20 protein-coding genes are annotated in these 20,954 nt (G+C 61.5%); 5 read left to right on the forward strand and 15 right to left on the reverse strand.

Annotated features, from left to right (window positions below; all coding sequences use genetic code 11):
• Positions 1 to 93: 93 nt before the first annotated feature.
• Together betB and betI are read right to left on the reverse strand one after the other, a co-directional pair.
• On the reverse strand, positions 94 to 1,566 hold the full coding sequence (betB, locus tag KVQ74_RS02925) for a betaine-aldehyde dehydrogenase (RefSeq protein WP_217829493.1): 1,473 nt from the start codon (positions 1,564 to 1,566) through the stop codon (positions 94 to 96).
• A 112-nt stretch (positions 1,567 to 1,678) separates the two neighbouring features.
• Positions 1,679 to 2,272, reverse strand: coding sequence for a transcriptional regulator BetI (gene betI / locus KVQ74_RS02930; RefSeq protein WP_217829494.1), 594 nt, complete (start codon positions 2,270 to 2,272; stop codon positions 1,679 to 1,681).
• Positions 2,273 to 2,754: 482 nt separating this feature from the next.
• On the opposite strand from betI, the gene KVQ74_RS02935 reads away from it, so the two are divergent.
• On the forward strand, positions 2,755 to 4,695 hold the full coding sequence (locus KVQ74_RS02935; protein ID WP_262146234.1) for a BCCT family transporter: 1,941 nt from the start codon (positions 2,755 to 2,757) through the stop codon (positions 4,693 to 4,695).
• A gap of 263 nt (positions 4,696 to 4,958) precedes the next feature.
• Here the strand turns inward: KVQ74_RS02935 and choV are convergent, their stop codons facing one another.
• From choV to KVQ74_RS02950, 3 genes are all read right to left on the reverse strand, one after another.
• A complete protein-coding gene (gene choV, locus KVQ74_RS02940; RefSeq protein WP_207863756.1) occupies positions 4,959 to 6,137 on the reverse strand; it encodes a choline ABC transporter ATP-binding protein in 1,179 nt (392 codons plus the stop codon).
• Complete coding sequence (gene choW, locus KVQ74_RS02945; protein WP_217829496.1) at positions 6,134 to 6,979, reverse strand: choline ABC transporter permease subunit; 846 nt, start codon at positions 6,977 to 6,979, stop codon at positions 6,134 to 6,136. The genes choV and choW overlap by 4 nt, the downstream gene beginning before the upstream one ends.
• Before the next feature lie 66 nt (positions 6,980 to 7,045).
• Complete coding sequence (locus KVQ74_RS02950) at positions 7,046 to 7,990, reverse strand: choline ABC transporter substrate-binding protein (RefSeq protein WP_217829497.1); 945 nt, start codon at positions 7,988 to 7,990, stop codon at positions 7,046 to 7,048.
• 434 nt (positions 7,991 to 8,424) lie between these two features.
• On the opposite strand from KVQ74_RS02950, the gene KVQ74_RS02955 reads away from it, so the two are divergent.
• Together KVQ74_RS02955 and gbdR are read left to right on the forward strand one after the other, a co-directional pair.
• Positions 8,425 to 9,801: an L-serine ammonia-lyase gene (locus KVQ74_RS02955; RefSeq protein ID WP_217829498.1), complete on the forward strand. Its 1,377-nt coding sequence runs from the start codon at positions 8,425 to 8,427 to the stop codon at positions 9,799 to 9,801.
• Between the two features lie 523 nt (positions 9,802 to 10,324).
• The gene (gene gbdR / locus KVQ74_RS02960; protein WP_217829499.1) at positions 10,325 to 11,428 is read left to right on the forward strand and encodes a choline metabolism transcriptional regulator GbdR; all 1,104 of its coding nucleotides are present in this window, start codon (positions 10,325 to 10,327) and stop codon (positions 11,426 to 11,428) included.
• An 82-nt stretch (positions 11,429 to 11,510) separates the two neighbouring features.
• Here the strand turns inward: gbdR and KVQ74_RS02965 are convergent, their stop codons facing one another.
• The 6 genes from KVQ74_RS02965 to choX form a co-directional block, all read right to left on the reverse strand.
• Entirely contained in the window at positions 11,511 to 11,774 is a 264-nt protein-coding gene (locus KVQ74_RS02965) for a hypothetical protein (protein ID WP_217829500.1), read from the reverse strand.
• Between the two features lie 314 nt (positions 11,775 to 12,088).
• Positions 12,089 to 13,252, reverse strand: coding sequence for a gamma-butyrobetaine dioxygenase (locus KVQ74_RS02970; protein WP_217829501.1), 1,164 nt, complete (start codon positions 13,250 to 13,252; stop codon positions 12,089 to 12,091).
• Between the two features lie 24 nt (positions 13,253 to 13,276).
• Positions 13,277 to 13,753, reverse strand: coding sequence for a thioesterase family protein (locus KVQ74_RS02975; RefSeq protein WP_217829502.1), 477 nt, complete (start codon positions 13,751 to 13,753; stop codon positions 13,277 to 13,279).
• A gap of 204 nt (positions 13,754 to 13,957) precedes the next feature.
• Positions 13,958 to 14,923 (reverse strand): L-carnitine dehydrogenase, encoded by a 966-nt coding sequence (locus tag KVQ74_RS02980; protein ID WP_217829503.1) that lies wholly within the window; start codon positions 14,921 to 14,923, stop codon positions 13,958 to 13,960.
• A gap of 70 nt (positions 14,924 to 14,993) precedes the next feature.
• Entirely contained in the window at positions 14,994 to 15,881 is an 888-nt protein-coding gene (locus tag KVQ74_RS02985; RefSeq protein WP_217829504.1) for a BKACE family enzyme, read from the reverse strand.
• Between the two features lie 75 nt (positions 15,882 to 15,956).
• Complete coding sequence (choX, locus tag KVQ74_RS02990; protein WP_217829505.1) at positions 15,957 to 16,901, reverse strand: choline ABC transporter substrate-binding protein; 945 nt, start codon at positions 16,899 to 16,901, stop codon at positions 15,957 to 15,959.
• A gap of 193 nt (positions 16,902 to 17,094) precedes the next feature.
• Here choX and KVQ74_RS02995 point away from each other — a divergent pair, with 193 nt between their 5' ends.
• A complete protein-coding gene (locus KVQ74_RS02995; protein ID WP_217829506.1) occupies positions 17,095 to 18,039 on the forward strand; it encodes a GlxA family transcriptional regulator in 945 nt (314 codons plus the stop codon).
• A 41-nt stretch (positions 18,040 to 18,080) separates the two neighbouring features.
• Here the strand turns inward: KVQ74_RS02995 and KVQ74_RS03000 are convergent, their stop codons facing one another.
• The 4 genes from KVQ74_RS03000 to KVQ74_RS03015 all read right to left on the reverse strand — a co-directional run bounded on the left by KVQ74_RS03000 (position 18,081) and on the right by KVQ74_RS03015 (position 19,676).
• A complete protein-coding gene (locus KVQ74_RS03000) occupies positions 18,081 to 18,497 on the reverse strand; it encodes a DUF3010 family protein (protein WP_217829507.1) in 417 nt (138 codons plus the stop codon).
• Between the two features lie 32 nt (positions 18,498 to 18,529).
• Positions 18,530 to 18,853 (reverse strand): helix-turn-helix domain-containing protein, encoded by a 324-nt coding sequence (locus tag KVQ74_RS03005; protein ID WP_217829508.1) that lies wholly within the window; start codon positions 18,851 to 18,853, stop codon positions 18,530 to 18,532.
• On the reverse strand, positions 18,837 to 19,091 hold the full coding sequence (locus KVQ74_RS03010) for a type II toxin-antitoxin system RelE family toxin (RefSeq protein ID WP_217829509.1): 255 nt from the start codon (positions 19,089 to 19,091) through the stop codon (positions 18,837 to 18,839). Before KVQ74_RS03010 ends, KVQ74_RS03005 begins: the two co-directional genes overlap by 17 nt.
• Positions 19,092 to 19,274: 183 nt before the next feature.
• On the reverse strand, positions 19,275 to 19,676 hold the full coding sequence (locus KVQ74_RS03015; protein ID WP_217829510.1) for a lysozyme inhibitor LprI family protein: 402 nt from the start codon (positions 19,674 to 19,676) through the stop codon (positions 19,275 to 19,277).
• Positions 19,677 to 19,910: 234 nt separating this feature from the next.
• Between KVQ74_RS03015 and KVQ74_RS03020 the strand changes: the two genes are divergently transcribed.
• Positions 19,911 to 20,888, forward strand: a complete 978-nt coding sequence (locus tag KVQ74_RS03020) for a dipeptidase (protein ID WP_027610650.1) — start codon at positions 19,911 to 19,913, stop codon at positions 20,886 to 20,888.
• The last annotated feature ends 66 nt before the right edge of the window (positions 20,889 to 20,954 follow it).

The raw sequence follows: 20,954 nt of genomic DNA on the forward strand, positions 1-20,954 counted from the left end.
TGGTCAGGTCAGACAGCCAGCGCTTCCCGAGCGGGAGCGGCGATCAGACATGCCCGCGAAGGCGGCTTCGCGGGCAGCGCACGATGGCGGGTCTTAGAACACCGAGACGTAATCGCCCAGTTCGACCTGTACCGATTTGATGCGTGTGTAGTTGGTCAGCGAGCTGATGCCGTTCTCACGACCGACGCCCGACTGCTTGTAACCGCCGACCGGCATTTTCGCGTCGGATTCGCCCCAGGCGTTGATCCAGCAGATACCGGCTTCCAGTTGATGAATCACGCGGTGGGCGCGGTTCAGGTCGCGGGTGACGATACCGGCGGCGAGGCCGAAGTCGGTGTCGTTGGCGCGACGGATCACTTCTTCTTCGGTTTCGTAGGTCAGGATCGCCATGACCGGGCCGAAGATTTCTTCACGCACGATGGTCATGTCGTCGGTGCAGTCGGTGAACACGGTCGGCGCCACGAACGCGCCCTTGGCGAATTCGCCGTCGGTCAGACGTTCGCCGCCGCACAGGACGCGGGCGCCTTCTTCTTTACCCTTGGCGATGTAGCCCAGCACGCTTTCCATGTGCGCGAAGCTGACCAGCGGGCCGAAGTTGGTGTTTTCGTCTTCCGGGTTGCCGATGCGGATGCGTGCAACGCGCTCGACGATCTTGGCTTCGAAAGCGGCTTTCAGGTGGCTCGGCACGAACACGCGGGTGCCGTTGGTGCAGACCTGACCGGAGCTGTAGAAGTTGGCCATCATCGCGGTGTCGGCGGCGCGATCCAGGTCGGCGTCATCGCAGATGATCAGCGGCGACTTGCCGCCCAGTTCCATGGTCACGTCTTTGAGCGAGGACGCCGAAGCGCTGGCCATGACTTTCTTGCCGGTGTCGGTGCCGCCGGTGAACGAGACTTTCTCGATGCGCGGGTGCTCGGTCAGCCAGGTGCCGACTTCACGGCCGCTGCCGGTCAGGACGTTGAACACGCCGTTCGGCAGGCCGGCTTCGGTGTAAATCTCGGCCAGTTTCAGGGTGGTCAGCGAGGTGACTTCGCTTGGCTTGAAGATCATCGCGTTACCGGCGGCCAGGGCCGGTGCGGATTTCCACAGGGCGATCTGGATCGGGTAGTTCCACGCGCCGATACCGGCCACCACGCCCAGCGGCTCGCGACGGGTGTAGACGAATGCGGTGTCACGCAGCGGGATCTGCTCGCCTTCGATGGCGGGCACCAGGCCTGCGTAGTATTCCAGCACGTCGGCGCCGGTGACGATGTCGACGTATTTGGTTTCGGAGTAGGCCTTGCCGGTGTCCAGGGTTTCCAGGGCGGCCAGCTCATCGTTGCGCTCGCGCAGGATGTCGACGGCGCGACGCAGGATGCGCGAACGCTCCATGGCGGTCATCGATGCCCAGATTTTCTGGCCCTTTTCGGCGCTGACCACCGCGCGCTCGACGTCTTCCTTGGTCGCACGCTGCACTTGTGCGAGGACTTCACCGTTAGCCGGGTTGATGGCTTCGAAGGTGGCATCGCTGCCAGCGTCGGAGTACGCGCCATCGATGTAGAGTTTTTGCAGTTCGAAACGGGCCATAAAGTCCTCGCAAGTGCATAAGTGGTTGGCGTTTACCACTGAGGGTGAGGCCGTTGCAGCGATGGCTTCACCGGTCGGTGGCGGTTCAGGGGCCGAGCGTTTTCTGTGTGCTCTAGCTCACCTTCTTGGCCAATTGGAAATCCATGTATTCGTAAGCGATCTGTTGCGCCTGCACCGTGTCGAAAGCGTCTCCCGACAACGCGCCGCGCAACCACAAGCCATCGATCAAAGCTGCCAGTCCGCGGGCGGCGCTGCGCGCCTCTTCGAGCGGCAACACACGGCGGAACTCGCAGCACAGGTTGGAATACAGACGGTGATCGTTGATCCGCTGCAACCTGTGCAAAGACGGCTGGTGCATGCTGGTGGCCCAGAAGGCCAGCCAGGTTTTCATTGCCGGGCCATTGACCTGGCTGGCGTCGAAGTTGCCTTCGATGATCACCTGCAGATGAGCCCGGGGGCTGTTGTCTGCCAGCGCCTGACGGCGCGCGGTGACGTTCTCGCTGAGGACGCTCATCAGATACCGCATCGTGGCGGCGATCAGGCCATTTTTGTCCTGAAAATAGTGACTGATGATGCCATTCGAGACACCGGCCAGACGGGCGATCAGCGCAATGCTGGCGTCCCCCATTCCGACCTGATCGACGGCCAGCAAAGTGGCTTCGATCAGTTGTTGGCGGCGGATGGGTTGCATACCGACCTTGGGCATCTTGCACATCTCCTTAGGCCTTCCGGCAGACGAAAAACGGCTACCGGATTGAGGGCCAGTCTATTTTGTTTTGATTGAACGTTCAATCAACAAAGAATAAGATCTGCGACAAATCGTCGCTGCCTACAGATTTTTCCCACTTGTAGATGGCGATAAACCGACATCCGAAAATGCTCGAAACCTGCGCGGGGCAAGGCGCGGTTCGACGTTCGATGGACGTGTTGAAAGGGCAAGACGCTCGCGGCCAGGTTTCGGATGAACGTCCCGACCTCGGCCACGACGACGATTCGCGACGCCATCTCTGCAGGTTCGGGCTTTTTTCGGGGTGTCTTTATATCACCCGCCGGTCGGCTGCCAACTAACCGATTGGTCGGGTTCCGTGTTGCCTTGTGTTCTTCTCTCGCACTGCCTGGAGCATTTGTGCCATGAGTTCTGCCTCGCTAATAAAGACCCCGCCCGAGAAGGTGACGGTCAACGGTTGGGTGTTTTACACCTCGACCGCGCTGATTCTGTTGTTGACCGCCATTCTGATCATCGCCCCGCAAGAGGCCGGCAGAATGCTGGGAGTGGCCCAGGCCTGGTTGTCCCGCAGCTTCGGCTGGTACTACATGGTGGTGATCGCCGCTTACCTGGTGTTCGTCGTGGGCCTGGCGTTTTCTTCCTACGGCAAGCTCAAACTGGGCAGCAAGGATGACACCCCGGATTTCAGCTACGGCGCCTGGGCGGGGATGCTGTTCTCGTCGGGTATCGGCATTTCGCTGCTGTACTTCGGCGCTTCCGAGCCGCTGGACCACTACTTCAACCCGCCGGAAGGCGCGTCGGCCACTAACCTGGCGGCACGTCAGGCGGTGCAACTGACTTTCCTGCACTGGGGTCTGCACGGCTGGGCGATCTATGCTCTGGTCGGTCTGGCCGTGGCTTACTTCGCTTACCGTCACAACCAGCCGCTGGCGCTGCGTTCGGCGCTGTATCCGCTGGTCGGCGAGCGTTGGGTCAAGGGCGGTGCCGGTCACGCGGTGGACGGCTTCGGCATGTTCGTGACCCTGCTGGGTCTGGTGACCAACCTGGGGATCGGCTCGCTGCAAGTGTCGTCGGGTCTGGAAAACCTGTTCGGCATGGAGCACAGCAACACCAACCTGCTGATCGTGATCATCGTGATGAGCACCGTGGCGACCATCGCTGCCGTGTCCGGCGTGGAAAACGGCATCCGCCGTCTGTCCAACCTGAACATCATTCTGTTCAGCGGCCTGCTGATTTTCGTCCTGCTGTTCGGCCCGACCCTGCACCTGCTCAACGGCTTCGTGCAGAACATCGGCGACTACCTCAACGGCGTGGTGCTGAAGACGTTCGACCTGTACGTGTATGAAGGCGACAACGCCAAGTCCGACCGCTGGCTGGGCCTGTGGACCCTGTTCTACTGGGCCTGGTGGATTTCCTGGGCACCTTTCGTAGGCATGTTCATCGCGCGGATTTCCCGTGGTCGTACCGTGCGTGAACTGGTGGCCGGCGTGCTGCTGATTCCGCTGGGCTTCACCCTGGCGTGGCTGTCGATCTTCGGTAACTCGGCGCTGGACCTGGTGATGAACCAGGGCGCGGTGGAGCTGGGCAAGACCGCGCTGGAACAGCCGTCGATGGCGATCTACCAGTTGCTTGAGCATTACCCGGCGTCGAAGGTGGTGATCGGTGTTTCGATCTTCGTCGGTTTCGTGCTGTTCCTGACCCCGGCCGACTCCGGCGCGGTGATGATGGCCAACCTTTCGTGCAAGGGCGGCAACGTCGACGAAGACGCCCCGCACTGGCTGCGGATCTTCTGGTCGGTGGTAATCACCCTGGTGACCATCGGTCTGTTGTTCGCCGGTAACTTCGAAGCCATGCAGACCATGGTCGTGCTGGCCGGTCTGCCGTTCTCGGTGGTGCTGGTGTGCTTCATGTTCGGCCTGCACAAGGCGATGCGCCAGGACGTGCAGATCGAACAGGAGCAGGCGCAACTGGCGGAACGCGGTCGTCGTGGTTTCAGCGAGCGTCTGACGCAACTGGATCTGCAACCGAGCCAGTCGGTGGTTCAGCGTTTCATGGACAAGCATGTGACGCCGGCACTGGATGACGCGGCGGCGCAGATGCGTGCGCAGGGGCTGCAAGTGCAGACATTGCTGGGCAAGTCCAAGCGCTGCATGGGGGTGCGGGTGGAGATGGAGGAGGGCAACCCGTTCGTCTACGAAGTGAGCCTGGACGGCTATCTGGCGACTCCGACCGAATCGGCACAGTCCGATGAAGCGCGCCAGCGTTACTACCGCGCCGAGGTGTATCTGCACAACGGCAGCCAGGATTACGACCTGATGGGCTTCACGCAGGATCAGATCACGCGGGATGTGCTCGATCAGTTCGAAAGCCATCGGCAGCTCCTTGGCCGGGTCTATAGCTAAAGTCAAAAGCCCCCTCACCCCATCCCTCTCCGGGGGGGAGAGGGAGCCGATCGAGGTGTCTGGTGTTGCGCATCGACCTGAAAGATCGAGTCGATTATGGATTCGGTGAAGCAAGATCAGGTCGACGTATATCTGCAGCATCGCCCCAATCAGTTCCCTCTCCCTCCGGGAGAGGGCTAGGCGGGCGGCGTTCCGATGAGGGGACTTTCCCTGACCCAATAAAAAAGGGATCGCTCATCGCGATCCCTTTTTTTCATCCCGCCTTACCCCAGGTTCTTGCCCAGCAGCGCGTGATACAACTCGCTGTCGCCAAGAATCCCCACCACATGATTGTTGTCGTGCAGCACCAGTTTGTTGCCGGTCTGATAACGGATCTGCAACGCATCGCGCATGCCGATATTCGAATCCACCAGCGTCGGTTTGCGTTCCAGTCCTTCGACGGCCTGGCCCGGTGCCCAGTTCTGCAGGTTCAGCACCGAACCGTTCTGCCGCGCGCCCTTGATGGTGTTGCCTTCGGCCAGGTCCAGCCACGAATCGCCGCCCGGATCCAGGCACACCGAACCGTTGATGCGCTTGCAGTTGTCCAGGGTGCGCATCAGGCTGCGGCCGCACAGCACGTTCAGCGGGTTGGTGTGCGCAACGAAGGTACGCACGTAGTCGTCCGCCGGGTTCAGCACGATCTCTTCCGGCACGCTGTACTGGATGATCCGGCCATCCTTCATGATCGCGATGCGGCTGCCCAGTTTCAGGGCTTCATCGAGGTCGTGGCTGACGAACACGATGGTCTTGCTCAGCTTGCGTTGCAGCTCCAGCAGCTCGTCCTGAAGACCCTGACGGATCAGCGGGTCGAGTGCCGAGAACGGTTCGTCCATCAGCAGAATGTCGGCGTCCATCGCCAGTGCGCGAGCCAGGCCGACGCGCTGCTGCATGCCGCCGGACAGCTCGTTGGGTTTCTTGTTACGCCACTGGGTCAGGCCCACCAGTTCAAGCTTGTCGTCCACCAGTTTGCGGCGTTCTTTCTCGGGACGGCCCTGCATTTCCAGACCGAAGCTGATGTTCTCGCGAACGGTCAGCCAGGGCATCAGGGCGAATTTCTGGAACACCATCGCAATGCGCTTGGTGCGCATCATTTTCAGTTCGGCCGGGCTGCAGGAAGCGATGTCGATCTGCTTGCCTTCGTGCTCGACGAACAGCTTGCCACGGCTCACGGTGTTGAGGCCGTTGATGCAGCGCAGCAGGCTGGATTTGCCGGAGCCGGACAAACCCATCAGTACGCAGATTTCACCTTTTTCGATATCCAGGCTGGCTTTTTCAACGCCGACAATCTGCCCGGTCTTTTTCAGGATCTCGTTACGGGTCATGCCCTGATCCAGCAGCTTGAGCGCCTCGCGCGGATCCTTGGCGAAGATAACGTCAACGTTATCGAAGCGAATAATGCTCATGCGTCACCCCCTACTTTGGCGTCGGGTTGTTTGCAGATACGGTCGAGCATGATCGCCAGCAGTACGATCGCCAGGCCTGCTTCGAAGCCCAGGGCGATATCAGCAGTGTTCAGTGCGTTGACCACCGGTTTGCCGAGTCCGTCGGCGCCTACCAGTGCCGCGATCACCACCATCGACAGCGACAGCATGATGCACTGGGTGATGCCGGCCGCGATGCTCGGCATGGCGTGGGGCAGTTCGATCCGTGAAAGCAGTTGGCGACGCGAGCAGCCGAAGGCCTTGCCGGCGTCCATCAGTTCTTCCGGGACATCGCGGATGCCCAGGTAGGTCAGGCGGATCGGCGCGGCGATGGCGAACACCACCGTGGAGATCAGGCCCGGCACCACACCCAGCCCGAAGAGGGTCAGGGTAGGAATGAGGTAAACGAAGGTCGGTACGGTCTGCATCAGATCGAGTACCGGACGCATTAAAGTGTAGAACACCGGCTTGTGCGCCGCGACGATGCCCAGCGGCACGCCGATGACCACGCAGACCAGGGTCGCGAACATGACCTGGGCGAGGGTTTCCATGGTTTCCTGCCAGTACCCCAGGTTGAGGATCAGCAGGAAGGAGGCGACCACGAACGCGGTCAGGCCCCATTTGCGCTGGATGAAGTGGGCCAGCAGGGCGATGAGGCCGATCAGCACCAGCGGGTTGAACCAGGTCAGCGCAAACGTCACGCCGTGGATCATCGTTTCCAGGGTCACGGCGATTGCGTCGAAGGTGCTGGCGCCATGTTGCGTCAACCATTCAACGAAGCCCGCGATGTACTGGCCTAAAGGGATTTTCTGATCAATCAGCATGGTAGTGAACGTCCGCATGCAAGGTAATAAACAGCCCGGGCGGCCGGAGCCGCCCGGCATAAGCGATTACTGGAGCTTCGCTTTCACGGCCTCCAGGCCAGGTTTACCGTCAATGGTGGTCACGCCAGCGAGCCAGGTATCGAGCACTTGTGGATTCTTTTGCAGCCAGGCCTTGGCGGCCGCTTCAGGCTTCATCTTGTCGTCCAGGATGTTGCCCATCAGGGTACTTTCCATGTCGACGGTGAACTCCAGGTTCTTCAGCAACTGACCGACGTTGCTGCATTCCTCGGCGTAACCCTTGCGGGTGTTGGTGAGGACGGTAGCCGCGCCGAAATCCGGGCCGAAGAAGTCGTCGCCGCCGGTCAGGTATTGAATCTTGAAGCGCTTGTTCATCGGGTGCGGCGCCCAGCCGAGGAAGACCACGGCGGTGTCGCGCTTCTGCGCACGATCGACCTGCGAGAGCATGCCCGCTTCGCTGGACTCGACGACCTTGAAGCCGGCGTCTTTCAGGCCGAAGGCGTTCTTGTCGATCATGCTCTGGATCAGGCGGTTGCCGTCGTTGCCAGGCTCGATGCCGTAGATCTTGCCGTCGAGTTCTTTCTTGAATTTGGCGATGTCGGCGAAGTCGTGCAGACCTTTGTCATACAGTGCCTGCGGCACGGCGAGGGTGTACTTGGCACCCTTGAGATTGGTGCGCACGGTTTCCACGGTGCCGGCGTCGCGGTAGGCCTTGATGTCGTTTTCCATGGTCGGCATCCAGTTGCCGAGGAACACGTCCATGTTCTTGCCGTCGGCCAGGGACTTGTAGGTCACGGGCACGGAAATCATGGTGGTCTTGGTCTTGTAGCCGAGGGCCTGGAGTACGACGGAGGTGGTGGCGGTGGTGGCGGTGATGTCGGTCCAGCCGACATCGGAGAAGTTCACGGTACTGCACTGCGCCGGTTCTGCGGCTTGAGCCAGTAACGGCAGACTCAGCATGGCGGCCAACAACAACGACGGGGAACCTTTCATGGATGGACTCCTTGGTGTTTTTTTTGGCAGTGTTCCGATTGGACCACCGCACTTATAGGTTGCGGTTGGATGGCGTTCTGGAGACAGCTCAACCACGGCGCCTGCAATCGAGTCATAACGATCATGTACCAGTGAAAATCTGTCGCCTACAGGGTGCGTCGTATCCAGTACAGGGATGGTCGCATCCAGTGTCAGTGACGTCGTTTACAGATTTTTTCCGCCCTTTTCGGCCATCTGAGCCGCATAAAAAACGGCGCAAACACGGGCGAAAACCGCTACGGCGTTAGTGGGCATGAGTGCGTCGGTGTCAGACGCCGGACGCCTCGGCAAAAGCCTGATGATGCGGGCATTCCGGCGGGTTGCAGCTTGAGCGTAGCAGCTCCGCCAGCGGGCGCCCGACGCCCTGAACCGGCATCCTCAGGAGCTCTGCAGCAATGGCTATCAGCGTTTTCGACCTGTTCAAGATCGGCATCGGCCCGTCCAGTTCCCACACCGTCGGCCCGATGCGCGCCGCCGCGCTGTTCGTCGAGTCGCTGCGCGAGCGGCACTTGCTCGAACATGTGCGTCGGGTCGAGGTGCAACTGTACGGTTCGCTGTCGGCCACCGGTGTCGGTCACGGCAGCGACAACGCGGTGATCATGGGGCTGATGGGCGAGTGGCCCGACGCGATCGACCCGTCGCAGATCGGCCCACGGATCCAGGCCCTGCGCGAAACCCACACATTGATGCTCGATGGTCGCCTGTCGGTGCCTTTTGTCTGGTCCCGGGACATGCGCCTGATTGACGAGAACCTGCCGTTCCACCCCAACGCCATGACCCTGGTCGCCGAAAGCGATCACGGTGAACTGCATCGCGACACCTACTATTCGGTCGGCGGCGGTTTTGTGGTGGACGAGGCGCAAGCCTCCAGCGGCGTGGTGGATCTGGATCGCACGGAATTGCCGTACGACTTTTCCAGCGCGGTCGAGCTGCTGGAACTGTGCAGGAAAAACAACCTGCGGGTCGCCGAACTGATGATGGCCAACGAAAAGGTCTGGCGCAGCGAGGAAGAAATCCGCGCGGGGCTGATGAAGCTCTGGCGGGCGATGCAGGATTGCGTGGAGCACGGCCTCAAGCACGAAGGGATTCTGCCCGGCGGCCTGAATGTGCGGCGCCGCGCGGCGAAGTTGCACCGCAGCCTGCAGGAGTTGAACAAGCCCAACGTGATCGGCTCGACCCTCAGCGCCATGGAGTGGGTCAACCTGTTCGCCCTCGCCGTGAACGAAGAGAACGCGGCGGGCGGGCGCATGGTCACGGCACCGACCAATGGCGCGGCCGGGATCATTCCGGCGGTGTTGCACTACTTTATGAAGTTCAGCGAGGCGGTGACTGACGCCAACGTCGTCGACTATTTCCTCGGGGCGGCGGCGGTGGGCATCCTGTGCAAGAAAAACGCCTCGATCTCCGGCGCCGAAGTCGGCTGCCAGGGCGAGGTCGGTTCGGCGTGCGCGATGGCGGCGGCGGGGCTGGCGGAGATTCTTGGCGCGACGCCGGAACAATTGTGCAACGCGGCGGAAATCGGCCTGGAGCACAACCTCGGCCTGACCTGCGACCCGGTGGGCGGCCTGGTCCAGGTGCCGTGCATCGAGCGCAACGCGATTGCGGCGGTGAAAGCGATCAACGCGGCGCAGATGGCTTTGCGTGGCGATGGCCAGCACTTCATCTCGCTTGACCGGGTGATCCGCACCATGCGCGATACCGGCGCGGACATGCATGACAAATACAAAGAAACGTCGCGCGGCGGCTTGGCGGTGAGTGCGGTTGAGTGTTGAGTCGCCAAGACCCGGTTGAATGCTTCGCTAGCCGGCCCGCTCCCGCATTGGAATGTGTTGTCCATGTGGGGCGGGCCTGCTCGCGAAGGCGCCAACCCGGTCAAAACTGCGCGTAAAGTGAACACCCGTGATAAATCGCGCCACCTTTTAGCGCGTCGCAATCAGATAAGAGTCCTTCCCACCTTCAGGGACTTTTACACGGCGGCTACCGTCCGTCCCCTGTGCCAGCGGTGACACTCCCCGCCATCTGCGCGCAGGCCAGTTCCCACAAGTGCTACCGATTTGCTCACACGCAACGGGGCAGGGCTTTCAGCGCCATCGATGGCACTTCGAGACAGCTTTCTTCCAGCGACTTGTATAGACGCATCGCGACGTCGTTTTCAGGAGTTATTGAACACGTATTCAATTTTAGGCATGGCAATTGCTCTGTCATAACAAAGCCCCGTCTCACGCAAGAGAACGATGGCAATAACAAGAGCCTCCGCCTGAGGCCATCACCTGCTTTGTGTGAGGAGATACCGCGATGACGTCGTTCAACTCCGGGGCTCAACCCCAGAACCGTGCGCCTCAATCCATCGGCTTTCTGCTGCTGGACAATTTCACGCTGATTTCCCTGGCTTCCGCAGTCGAACCGCTGCGCATGGCCAACCAGTTGTCCGGTCGCGAGTTGTATCGCTGGAGCACCCTCACCGTCGATGGCGGTCAGGTCTGGGCCAGTGACGGTTTGCAGATCACGCCCGATGCCTCCATGCACAAAGCACCGCCCCTCGATACCGTGATTGTCTGCGGCGGGATCGGCATTCAACGCACCGTTACCCGTGAACACGTTTCCTGGCTGCAAAGCCAGGCGCGCCAGTCCCGTCGCCTTGGCGCCGTGTGCACCGGCAGTTGGGCGCTGGCCTGCGCCGGCCTGCTCGACGGTTTTGACTGCAGCGTCCATTGGGAATGTCTGGCGGCCATGCAGGAAGCTTTCCCGCGCGTGGCCATGAGCACGCGTCTGTTCACCCTCGACCGTAACCGTTTCACCAGCTCCGGCGGCACCGCGCCGCTGGACATGATGCTGCACCTGATCAGCCGCGATCACGGCCGCGAATTGTCCGCCGCGATCTCGGAAATGTTCGTCTACGAACGCATCCGCAACGAGCAGGATCACCAGCGTGTGCCGCTCAAGCACATGCTCGGCACCAACCAGCCGAAGTTGCAGGAAATCGTCGCGCTGATGGAAGCCAACCTCGAAGAGCCGATCGACCTCGACGAACTGGCGGTGTACGTCTCCGTGTCCCGTCGACAGCTGGAGCGGCTGTTCCAGAAGTACCTGCACTGCTCGCCGTCGCGCTACTACCTCAAGCTGCGCCTGATCCGCGCCCGGCAACTGCTCAAGCAGACGCCGATGTCGATCATCGAGGTGGCTTCGGTCTGTGGTTTCGTGTCGACGCCGCACTTCTCCAAGTGCTACCGCGAGTACTTCGGCATTCCGCCGCGTGACGAGCGCGTGGGCTCCAATACCACCCAGCAGGTGGCGATGATGCCGCTGCCGCAGGCGATCGTTCTGTCGCCGCTGTCGGGTCCGATGTCGGCGTTGAGCCAGGCGCGCAACGAGTCGACGTTTGCCAGTGTAAGGCTCTGAAACCGGGGCGCGTTCTTCGCGAGCAAGCCCGCTCCCACAACTGAAAGAGTGTGGGAGCGGACTTGCTCGCGAAGGCGGGTTATCAGGCGCTGCGGCTTTGCTGATATTGCGCCAGGGCCGGCAGCAACTGCTTGTCGAAAGCCTCGCGCACGGCGGGCAGGATGGTTGCGCTGCTGGTGTACATGTCCTTGACCATTCTGCGCAGGTCGTTGGCCCGAACATCATCCAGGCCGCGCACGGCATATTCGCAGGCCTGCTCGGCGGTTGAGCCGTAAGGCACCTCGAAACCCAATGCCTTGAGCTGTCCCAGCAAATCTTCCTGATCGATCAAATCGGCATACATCATTTGGCGAATCCTTGTTTGGCAACGGAGGTCGTGGCTCGATTCTGGTAGGCACGGGAAGTGGCGGCAAGGGTGTTTTGTCGCAGTGTCCACATTGACTATGAGCATGTCGTTTTCGGCTAACTTGCCGTGTGGGGGAGTGGGCACACTGACCCCAGCTCGCTTCACGAAGGTTTGGTCACCCTCGCTTGGCAGCTCCTCAACAGTACCCTCTGCCCCGATCCTGTCACGGCTTGCATCGGGGCTTTTTTTGCCTGTGAATCGAGGGGACTGGGTGGGGGGCGGGCCTCTTTGCGAGCAAGCCCGCTCCCACGGGCTTAGCGTTGCAGTACCAGAATCCGCGACAACAACTCGTCCCGGTCGATGTAGCAGCCCTGGAAGTGCCGTGCCCCGGTGGCGGGGTCGAAGGCATTGCGCGCGTGCAGTGTGCGGCGGTTGTCGAAGCACCAGAGTTCGCCCGGATTGAGCCGTTGCATCAGGCGAAAGCGTGGTTCGCGGGTCATCGCGATGAAGCGCCGGTACGCTTGGTACAGCCGTGGCATTTGCTCCACCGATGTCTCGAACGCTCCGCGCAGGAAGTTGGCCATGCGGATCTCCGTGACTCGCCCCAGCGCATCCATGGCAATGATCGGCGCCAGGCAGCGATAGTCGCTGTGGCGATCCTTGTTGCGAAACTCCACGGGGATTTCGCACAGCGCCTGGAACGACGCCGGGTCCTCGTGGCGCAAGGCCTCGGCTATCGCAAAACCGTCGACAAAAATACTCTCGCCACCCTCGGCGTCATTCACCAGGCAATGCAGGAATTGCAGTCCCGGTTGCAGCTCGCGGGTCGGCAGGTCGGTGTGCAGCGGCAGGTTGAATGCGGTGTAGGCATTGCTGTCGGCGTCGGCCTTGGATTGCACGTTGAACAGCACACCGAAATTGCTCTCGCGAATGAAGGAAATGCGCTGGGCGACGGTTTTCAGCGATCCGGGCTCGGCAGGCACGCCACGCACCTGGGTCAGGCCGATATCGCGCACCGCCAGGAGCCATTGCAGCAGGGCGGTGTTGTCGTTCATCAGTGCCGTGTAGTCGAACACCGGCAGCTGCAAATCGCTGCGCCACAGATACGCCTTGGGCTTGGCCGCCAACCGTTCATTGCGCGACTCGTCGTCGTAGGCATGGGCGCGCAGCCAACCGGCATCGAAGCGGCTGAGATGGCCGTCCTGCCAGTCGATGCGCAGGCAGCCGTCGGTGTCGATGTGCGCCGCATCGGGATGCAGCTCCGGCGCGGCATCGACGATCTCGAACACCTGCTCGCGGGTGACGTTGTAGACGCATTGCGGGCACGGGCAGTTGTCCCGCAGCCAGACATGGTGGAACGGGCTGATGCGACCATCGGCCCATTTGATCAACACACGGTCCGCCAGGGTCTGCACGCCGCTCAGCGCGCTGATCAACGGATAAGTACGGAAATCGGCAACAGCGGCAGCGGTGTTCATGGCGGCTCCTTGCGATGGATGAGATTACCGTGCTGGCGGCAGGGCGATGACCCGGCCGATATAAGCGGGAGCGGGCAGGTCGGCCTGCTCGGCGACGATGGCTTGCAGGCGCTCCAGAGTGTCGGGGCTGAACGGCGCCGAACGCGGCCCGGCGAGGTCGACGTGGAGCAGCATCTGTTCGTTGCCCGCCAGTTCCTTGTCGCCGCCGGCCAGGTGCAGGCTGTGGTAGAGGTGCAGGCGTTTCTGGTCGTGGCCGATGACCTGCGTGCGCACTTCGACCTCGGCGTCGAGCTTCACTTCATGCAGGTAGTTGAGGTGCAGTTCGAGGGTGAACAGCGAGTTGCCGCTGGCTTCGCGGTTGTTGCTGTCCATGCCGAGGCGATCCATCAGCGCGTCGGTGGCGTAACTGAAGATCAGCAGGTAGAAGGCGTCGCGCAGGTGGCCGTTGTAGTCGACCCAGTCGGGGATGATGCGGGTTTGGTAGGTGGTGAGGGTGGGCATGGTCGGGTTCCGCCAGATAGTTGTTGAGTGGCTGCAGGATTTACCCCCTCACCCCAGCCCTCTCCCCCCAGGGGGGAAAGGGAGCCGATCGGGGGCTTTTCAAAGCCTGTGTTCGGCTTGGTGCTTGAGGTCGGCGTCGTTCGGAAGAACAGCACGATCAGTCCCCTCTGTAGGGTGAGGGCAGCGGTTTTCAAGCCAGACACATCACTCGCTGAAACTCATCCCGTGCTTTTCTTTGGTGGTCTTCACCGCTTCCAGCACCGCCAGCAGGCAGTCGTCACGATAGCGCTCCAGCGCCGAAATGCTGTGGCGACCCAACTGTTCGCCGGTGCCGTCCACCACGTCGTCGATCAGCTTGTCGGTCAGTTCCGGCGCCGGCAGATACGTCCACGGCAACTGCAACGCCGGGCCGAACTGCGACATGAAGTGGCGCATGCCGGCATCGCCACCGGCCAGGGTGTAGGTCAGGAACGTGCCCATGAACGACCAGCGCAGGCCTGCGCCAAAGCGGATCGCATCGTCGATTTCACCGGTGGTTGCCACGCCGTCGTTGACCAGGTGCAGCGCCTCGCGCCACAGCGCTTCGAGCAGGCGGTCGGCGATGAACCCCGGGACTTCCTTGCGCACATGCAGCGGGCGCATGCCGAGGGATTCGTAGACGTTCATCGCGGCTTGCACCGCCTCCGGCGCGGTGTTCTTGCCGCCGACCACTTCCACCAGCGGCAACAGGTAAACCGGGTTGAACGGATGGCCGACCACGCAGCGTTCCGGGTGGGTCGAACTCTCGTAGAACTCGCTGGGCAACAGGCCCGAGGTGCTGGAGCCGATCAGTGCGTCGGGCTTGGCGGCGGCGCTGATTTTGCTGTGCAGATCGAGTTTCAGTTCCAGGCGTTCCGGTGCGCTTTCCTGGATGAAATCCGCGTCGCGTACGCATTCTTCGATCGTTGCGACAAAGCGCAGGCGATCCTGCGAGGCACCCGGCGCCAGGCCGTTTTTCTCTAATGCGCCCCAGGCGTTGGCCACGCGTTTGCGCAGCGCCGCCTCGGCACCCGGCGCGGGGTCCCAGGCCACTACGTCGAGGCCATGGGCGAGGGCGCGCGCGACCCAGCCGCTGCCGATGACACCGCTGCCCAGCGCGGCGAAGGTTTTGATTTCGGTGATAAAGCTCATGGTCACTTCCTGGAATAAGGCAAAAAAACGGTGGGAGCCAATTGCCCTCCCACCGGGGGAAAGGAGGATTTCAGCCGCGCTGGGTCAGGCCCATTTTCTTGCGGCCCTCGGCCGGGGTCAGCACGCGGGCGCCGAGGCGGCTGAGGATCTCGCTGGCGCGTTCGACCAGTTGACCGTTGGTCGCCAGCACGCCCTTGTCGAGCCACAGGTTGTCTTCCAGCCCGACCCGCACGTTGCCGCCCAGCAGCACCGCTTGCGCGGCCATCGGCATTTGCATGCGGCCGATGCCGAAACCGGCCCACACCGCCTCGGCCGGCAGGTTGTCGACCATGGCTTTCATGGTGGTGGTGTCCGCCGGAGCGCCCCACGGGATGCCCAGGCACAACTGGAACAGCGGGTTGTCGAGCAGGCCTTCCTTGATCATCTGCTTGGCGAACCACAGGTGACCGGTGTCGAAAATCTCCAGCTCGGCTTTCACGCCCAGCTCGGTGATGCGCTTGGCGCCGGCCCGCAGCTGCGCCGGGGTGGAGACGTAAATGGTGTCGCCGTCGCCGAAGTTCAGGGTGCCGCAATCGAGGGTGCAGATTTCCGGCAGCAGCTCCTCGACATGGGCCAGCCGGGTCAGCGGGCCGACCAGGTCGGTGTTCGGGCCGAACTCCATCGGCCGCTCGCCCGGGCCGATTTCCAGGTCGCCACCCATGCCGGCGGTGAGGTTGACGATGATGTCGACGTCAGCCTCGCGGATGCGCTCCATCACCTCGCGATACAGCGCCACGTCCCGACTGAACTTGCCGGTCTGCGGGTCGCGGACGTGGCAATGCACGACCGTGGCGCCGGCCTTGGCGGCTTCCACCGCAGCGGCGGCGATCTGCTTTGGCGTGACCGGCACGTGGGGGCTCTTGGCGGTCGTGTCGCCAGCACCGGTGAGTGCGCAGGTGATGATGACGTCGTGGTTCATGAGGCGGTTTCCTTCAGGCGTGATGGGTCTGTTCGCAGCCCCGTGCGGGCTGCGAAGTGGTTCATTGGTTGCGGTTTATTTGCTGGTGAGCTGGAGGTTTTCCGCTGCCGGCTTGCCATCAAAGGTCGTTACGCCTTCGAGCCAGCGCTGCTTGTCCTGCGGGTGATCCTTGAGCCACTGTTTGGCCGACTCGAAGGCGTCCTTGTGATCGAGCAGCGGCTGCATCATCCGGCTCTCGTCTTCGGCGGTGAACGTCAGGTTGCTCAGCAGGCGACTGACGTTCGGGCACTGATCGGCGTATTTCGGCGCGGTGACCGTCCAGACGGTGGCCATGCCTTCGTTCGGGCCGAGGGCGTCGTCGCTGCCGGTCAGATAAGTCATCTGCACGTTGACGTTCATCGGGTGCGGTGCCCAGCCGAAGAACACCACGGCTTCCTTGCGACGCACGGCGCGATCGACGGCGGCGAGCATGCCGGCTTCGCTGGACTCGACCAGCTGGAACTTGCCGAGGCCGAACTGGTTCTTGGCGATCATTGCCTTGATCTGGGTGTTGGCGCCGGACCCCGGCTCGATGCCGTAGATCTTGCCGCCCAGTTCCTTCTCGAACTTGGCGATGTCGGCGAAGGTTTTCAGGCCCTTGTCGGCCAGGTAGGTCGGTACGGCGAGGGTGGCGCGGGCGTCCTTCAGGCTTGGGGCTTCGAGGACCTTGAGCTGGTTGGCGTCGACGAACGGGGTGATGGTCTGGGTCATCAGCGGGTTCCAGTAGCCGAGGAACAGATCCAGACGCTGGTCGCGGATCCCGGCGAAGACGATTTGCTGGGAGGCGCTGGTCTGTTTGGTGCTGTAGCCGAGGCCGTCGAGCAGTACCTGGGCCATGGCACTGGTGGCGATCACGTCCGTCCAGTTGACGACGCCCATGCGCACGTTCTGGCACGACGCGGGCTCGGCCGCCATGACGCTGGTGCTCAACAAGGCGGTACCACTGAGTGCAAGAACACAGCTGCTGATCAGTCGTTTCATGTCGGGGTTCCTCGGCAGGTCGTTATTGTGGTTCCGGTCATCTGATGCGCCGGTGGTGCCAAGTTACGCAGCTGCCAGCCTGTGAAAACGCACTGCGGCGACCAGCTCTTGCACTGCAGCGACCTGTGCTCTTGAACCGTGACGACAAACGGCGTATCAACGAGCCACGCTACCCGCCAACCGAGTGCGCGCCATGTCCCAGGATTTCTACTTTCTGTTGCTGCCGGGTTTCTCGGCGATCGGTTTTATCTCGGCGATCGAGCCGCTGCGGGTGGCCAACCGCTTTCGCGGCGAGCTGTACCGCTGGCATGTGCTGAGCGCCGATGGCGGCGCGGTGCTGGCGAGCAATGGCATGTCGGTCAACGCCGACGCTGCGCTGGAACCGCTGAAAAAAGGCGCGACGCTGCTGGTGATCGCCGGTTTCGAACCACTGAAGTTCGCCACCCCGGCGCTGGAACATTGGCTGCGACGACTGGACAAGGAGGGCGTGACCCTCGGCGCCATCGACACCGGCAGCTTCGTTCTCGCCGAAGCCGGCCTGCTCGACGGCCATCGCCTGACCCTGCACTGGGAGGCGATCGACGCCTTCAAGGAATCTTATCCACAGCTCAGCGTCACTCAGGAGCTGTTCGAAATCGACCGCCGCCGCATCACCTCGGCCGGCGGCACCGCCTCCATCGATCTGATGCTCGACCTGATCGCCCAGGCCCACGGCCCGCAACTGGCGATCCAGGTCAGCGAACAATTCGTGCTCGGCCGCATCCGCCCGCGCAAGGACCACCAGCGCATGGAAGTCGCCACGCGTTACGGCATCAGCAACAAGAAACTGGTTCATGTGATTGGTGAAATGGAGCAGCACAGCGAACCGCCGCTGACCACCCTGGAACTGGCGGAGTCGATCAAGGTGACGCGACGACAACTGGAGCGCTTGTTTCGCCTGCACCTGAATGACACACCGAGCAATTTCTACCTGCGGTTGAGGCTGGAGAAGGCGCGGCAGTTGCTGCGCCAGACCGATATGAGCGTTCTGGAGGTGAGCATCGCCTGCGGGTTTGAATCGCCGTCGTATTTCACCCGCAGCTACCGGGCACGGTTTGCGAGGTGTCCACGGGAAGACCGGCGTACCGCTCAGGCTTAAAGTCAATGTGGGAGCAAGCCCCGCTCCCACATTGGATGGCGTTACTTCTTGAGCAAGGCCGAGCAGGCCGCTTTGTAAGCCTCATGCTGATACTTGTTCAGCGTCCCCGGCAGCTCGACATTGTGTTTCTTGATCTGGGCGTTGATCGTCTGCGGCGACACCAGCGTCACCTCGCACCCGTCCAGCAACTGAAACACACCCTCGATCTTGAACGTGGTCGGCCCGCCGGCAAACTCGCCTTTCTTGCTGCGCTTCTTGATCGCAATCCGATCAATGGAGTTCTCGCGCACGAATGACGCCACCTGAGCCGCGAACAGTTTGACGTTGGCCGTCTCGTCGTCATCGTCCAGGGCGATCTTCTTGGTGTTGAGCGCAACGTGGCTCAGGCTCGCACCGTCGAGGGACGCCACGGCGATGATCGCTTCGCTGCCTTTGATTTCAATGCCGCAGATGTTCATGAGAATCCCTTGATTGGCTGAATGCGTGCAGCTTACAGCTCAAGTTGATTGGCGGTGATGCCAAATGCCGCTGCAATTTTCTCGCGGGTGGCCTTGCGTGGCCTGGCGACGGTTTCCTGCTGGGCGAACGCCGGTTGGGAAATACCCATGCGACGGGCCACTTCGTCCTGAGTCAGGTTGAGGTGTTCGCGCCAGGCGCGGATCGGTGTCGCGCCGTCGACCATCCGGCTGACCACCTCATGCGGGATCAGGTCGGGTTGCATTTTCTGCGCAGCGTACTGCGCGTAGGGAATGACAACGAAGGCGGGTTTGCCCTCGGCATCGTTGATGATTTGGATGTCAGTAGGTGCGTTCATCGCGTTTTTTTACCTCTTGAATACTGACCACTTTGATTGCGCCATCCCAGTCGAACATGACCCGATAGTTACCAACGCGCAGTCGATAAGCGTAGTCATGGCTCACGAGTGCTTTGACGTTGCCCACGTCGGGCATGTCAGCGAGCGTCGTGATGGCATCACGAACCTGGCACTGATGAGTGGAGTGCAATTTCAGGAGTTGCTTAACGGCCTTGCGAGTCCAGTGGATGCTGTTCATGAAAGGATATAAGTCTTTTATAAGATTCGCGAATCTTTACTTATATTTTTCATCTGTCCAATAAACAACATTTGACGGCATGTTGCGTGAAACCGCGAGAGCAGCGGCTTCCGGCAGGATTTACAGGTCAGGTCAAAACGCTTGAAAGCTGGAGATGGCTCCAGCTTTCAACGGAAGCCGGGGTCATTCCTGCCCAATTGACTCCAGAAACTCCGACCGCTCGTCACTCATCCGCGCCACGCAGTCGTTCTGCGCGATCTTGAAGGCCTTGCTGCCTTCGGTCGCGGGGAAGGCTTCTACGGCGCAGTCGGCGTCGCGGGTTTTCAGCCATTGTTGCTGGGCGGTCTTGAGTTTGGTGGTGATGTCGTTCAGTTGCGACGGGTTTTTGCCGTAGGCCGTCTGCATGCGGTCGGCCAGGCTTTTGTAGTTGTCCTTGAGCAGGTCTTCGGCGGTGGTGCGGCTGTAGGTCGAGCATTCCAGAGTCTGGACGTCGTTTTCGACCGCGTCGCACGGGTTGTTGTCGGATTCTTCGGCGGCGTGTACGCCGGTCGCAATCAGGGCCAGGGCCAGGAAGATCGATTTCATTGTTGTCGCCGCTCTAATCCAGTGGTGTTTCCAAGATGCGGAGGATTCTGGCTCAAGCTTGCGGGCTTGAACAGGTGGCTGGTCGGGACGGTTGGCGACCCTTTGTCGCGGATTGACGCTTTCGGCAATTCCCCTGTCGTTTTTGCACCCGGCTGCCCCTGCACCGAGGCATATGCTGGCCCCAAAGCGCCGGCAGACGATTCGGCGCATGAATCGACAATAAGGGGACGCCTGATGAGCCCAGCCGAATTACACGCCGACAGCATCGTTATCGACGGTCTGATCATTGCCAAATGGAACCGCGAGCTGTTCGAAGACATGCGCAAGGGCGGTCTGACGGCAGCCAACTGCACCGTGTCGGTGTGGGAGGGCTTTCAGGCCACGGTCAACAACATTGCCGCCAGTCAGAAACTGATCCGTGAAAACAGCGATCTGGTGATGCCGGTGCGCACCACCGCCGACATCCGTCGCGCCAAGGAGCAGGGCAAGACCGGCATCCTCTTCGGCTTCCAGAACGCCCACGCCTTCGAAGACCAGATCGGCTATGTCGAGGTGTTCAAGCAGCTCGGCGTCGGCATCGTGCAGATGTGCTACAACACCCAGAACCTGGTGGGCACCGGTTGCTACGAGCGTGACGGCGGCCTGTCGGGCTTCGGTCGCGAAATCGTTGCCGAAATGAACCGCGTCGGGGTCATGTGCGACCTGTCCCACGTCGGTTCCAAGACCTCCGAGGAAGTCATCCTCGAATCGAAAAAACCGGTCTGCTATTCCCACTGCCTGCCGTCGGGACTCAAGGAGCACCCGCGCAACAAGTCCGATGAAGAACTGAAGTTCATCGCCGACCACGGCGGCTTCGTCGGCGTGACCATGTTTGCGCCGTTCCTCGCCAAGGGCATCGACTCGACCATCGACGATTACGCCGAAGCCATCGAGTACACCATGAACATCGTCGGCGAAGACGCCATCGGCATCGGCACCGACTTCACCCAGGGTCACGGTCAGGACTTCTTCGAATACCTGACCCACGACAAGGGCTACGCCCGCCGTCTGACCAGTTTCGGCAAGATCATCAACCCGCTGGGCATCCGCACCGTCGGCGAGTTCCCGAACCTGACCGAAACCCTGCTCAAGCGCGGCCATTCCGAGCGCGTGGTACGCAAGATCATGGGCGAGAACTGGGTCAACGTCTTGAAAGATGTTTGGGGCGAATAAGCCACCGCACTTCTGAATCCTTTCCCCCGGCCGTCCGCGCCGGGGGCAACACAACAAATTTTCTGG

Origin of the sequence: Pseudomonas botevensis, assembly GCF_019145475.1 — a bacterium.
Classification (GTDB): domain Bacteria; phylum Pseudomonadota; class Gammaproteobacteria; order Pseudomonadales; family Pseudomonadaceae; genus Aquipseudomonas; species Aquipseudomonas botevensis.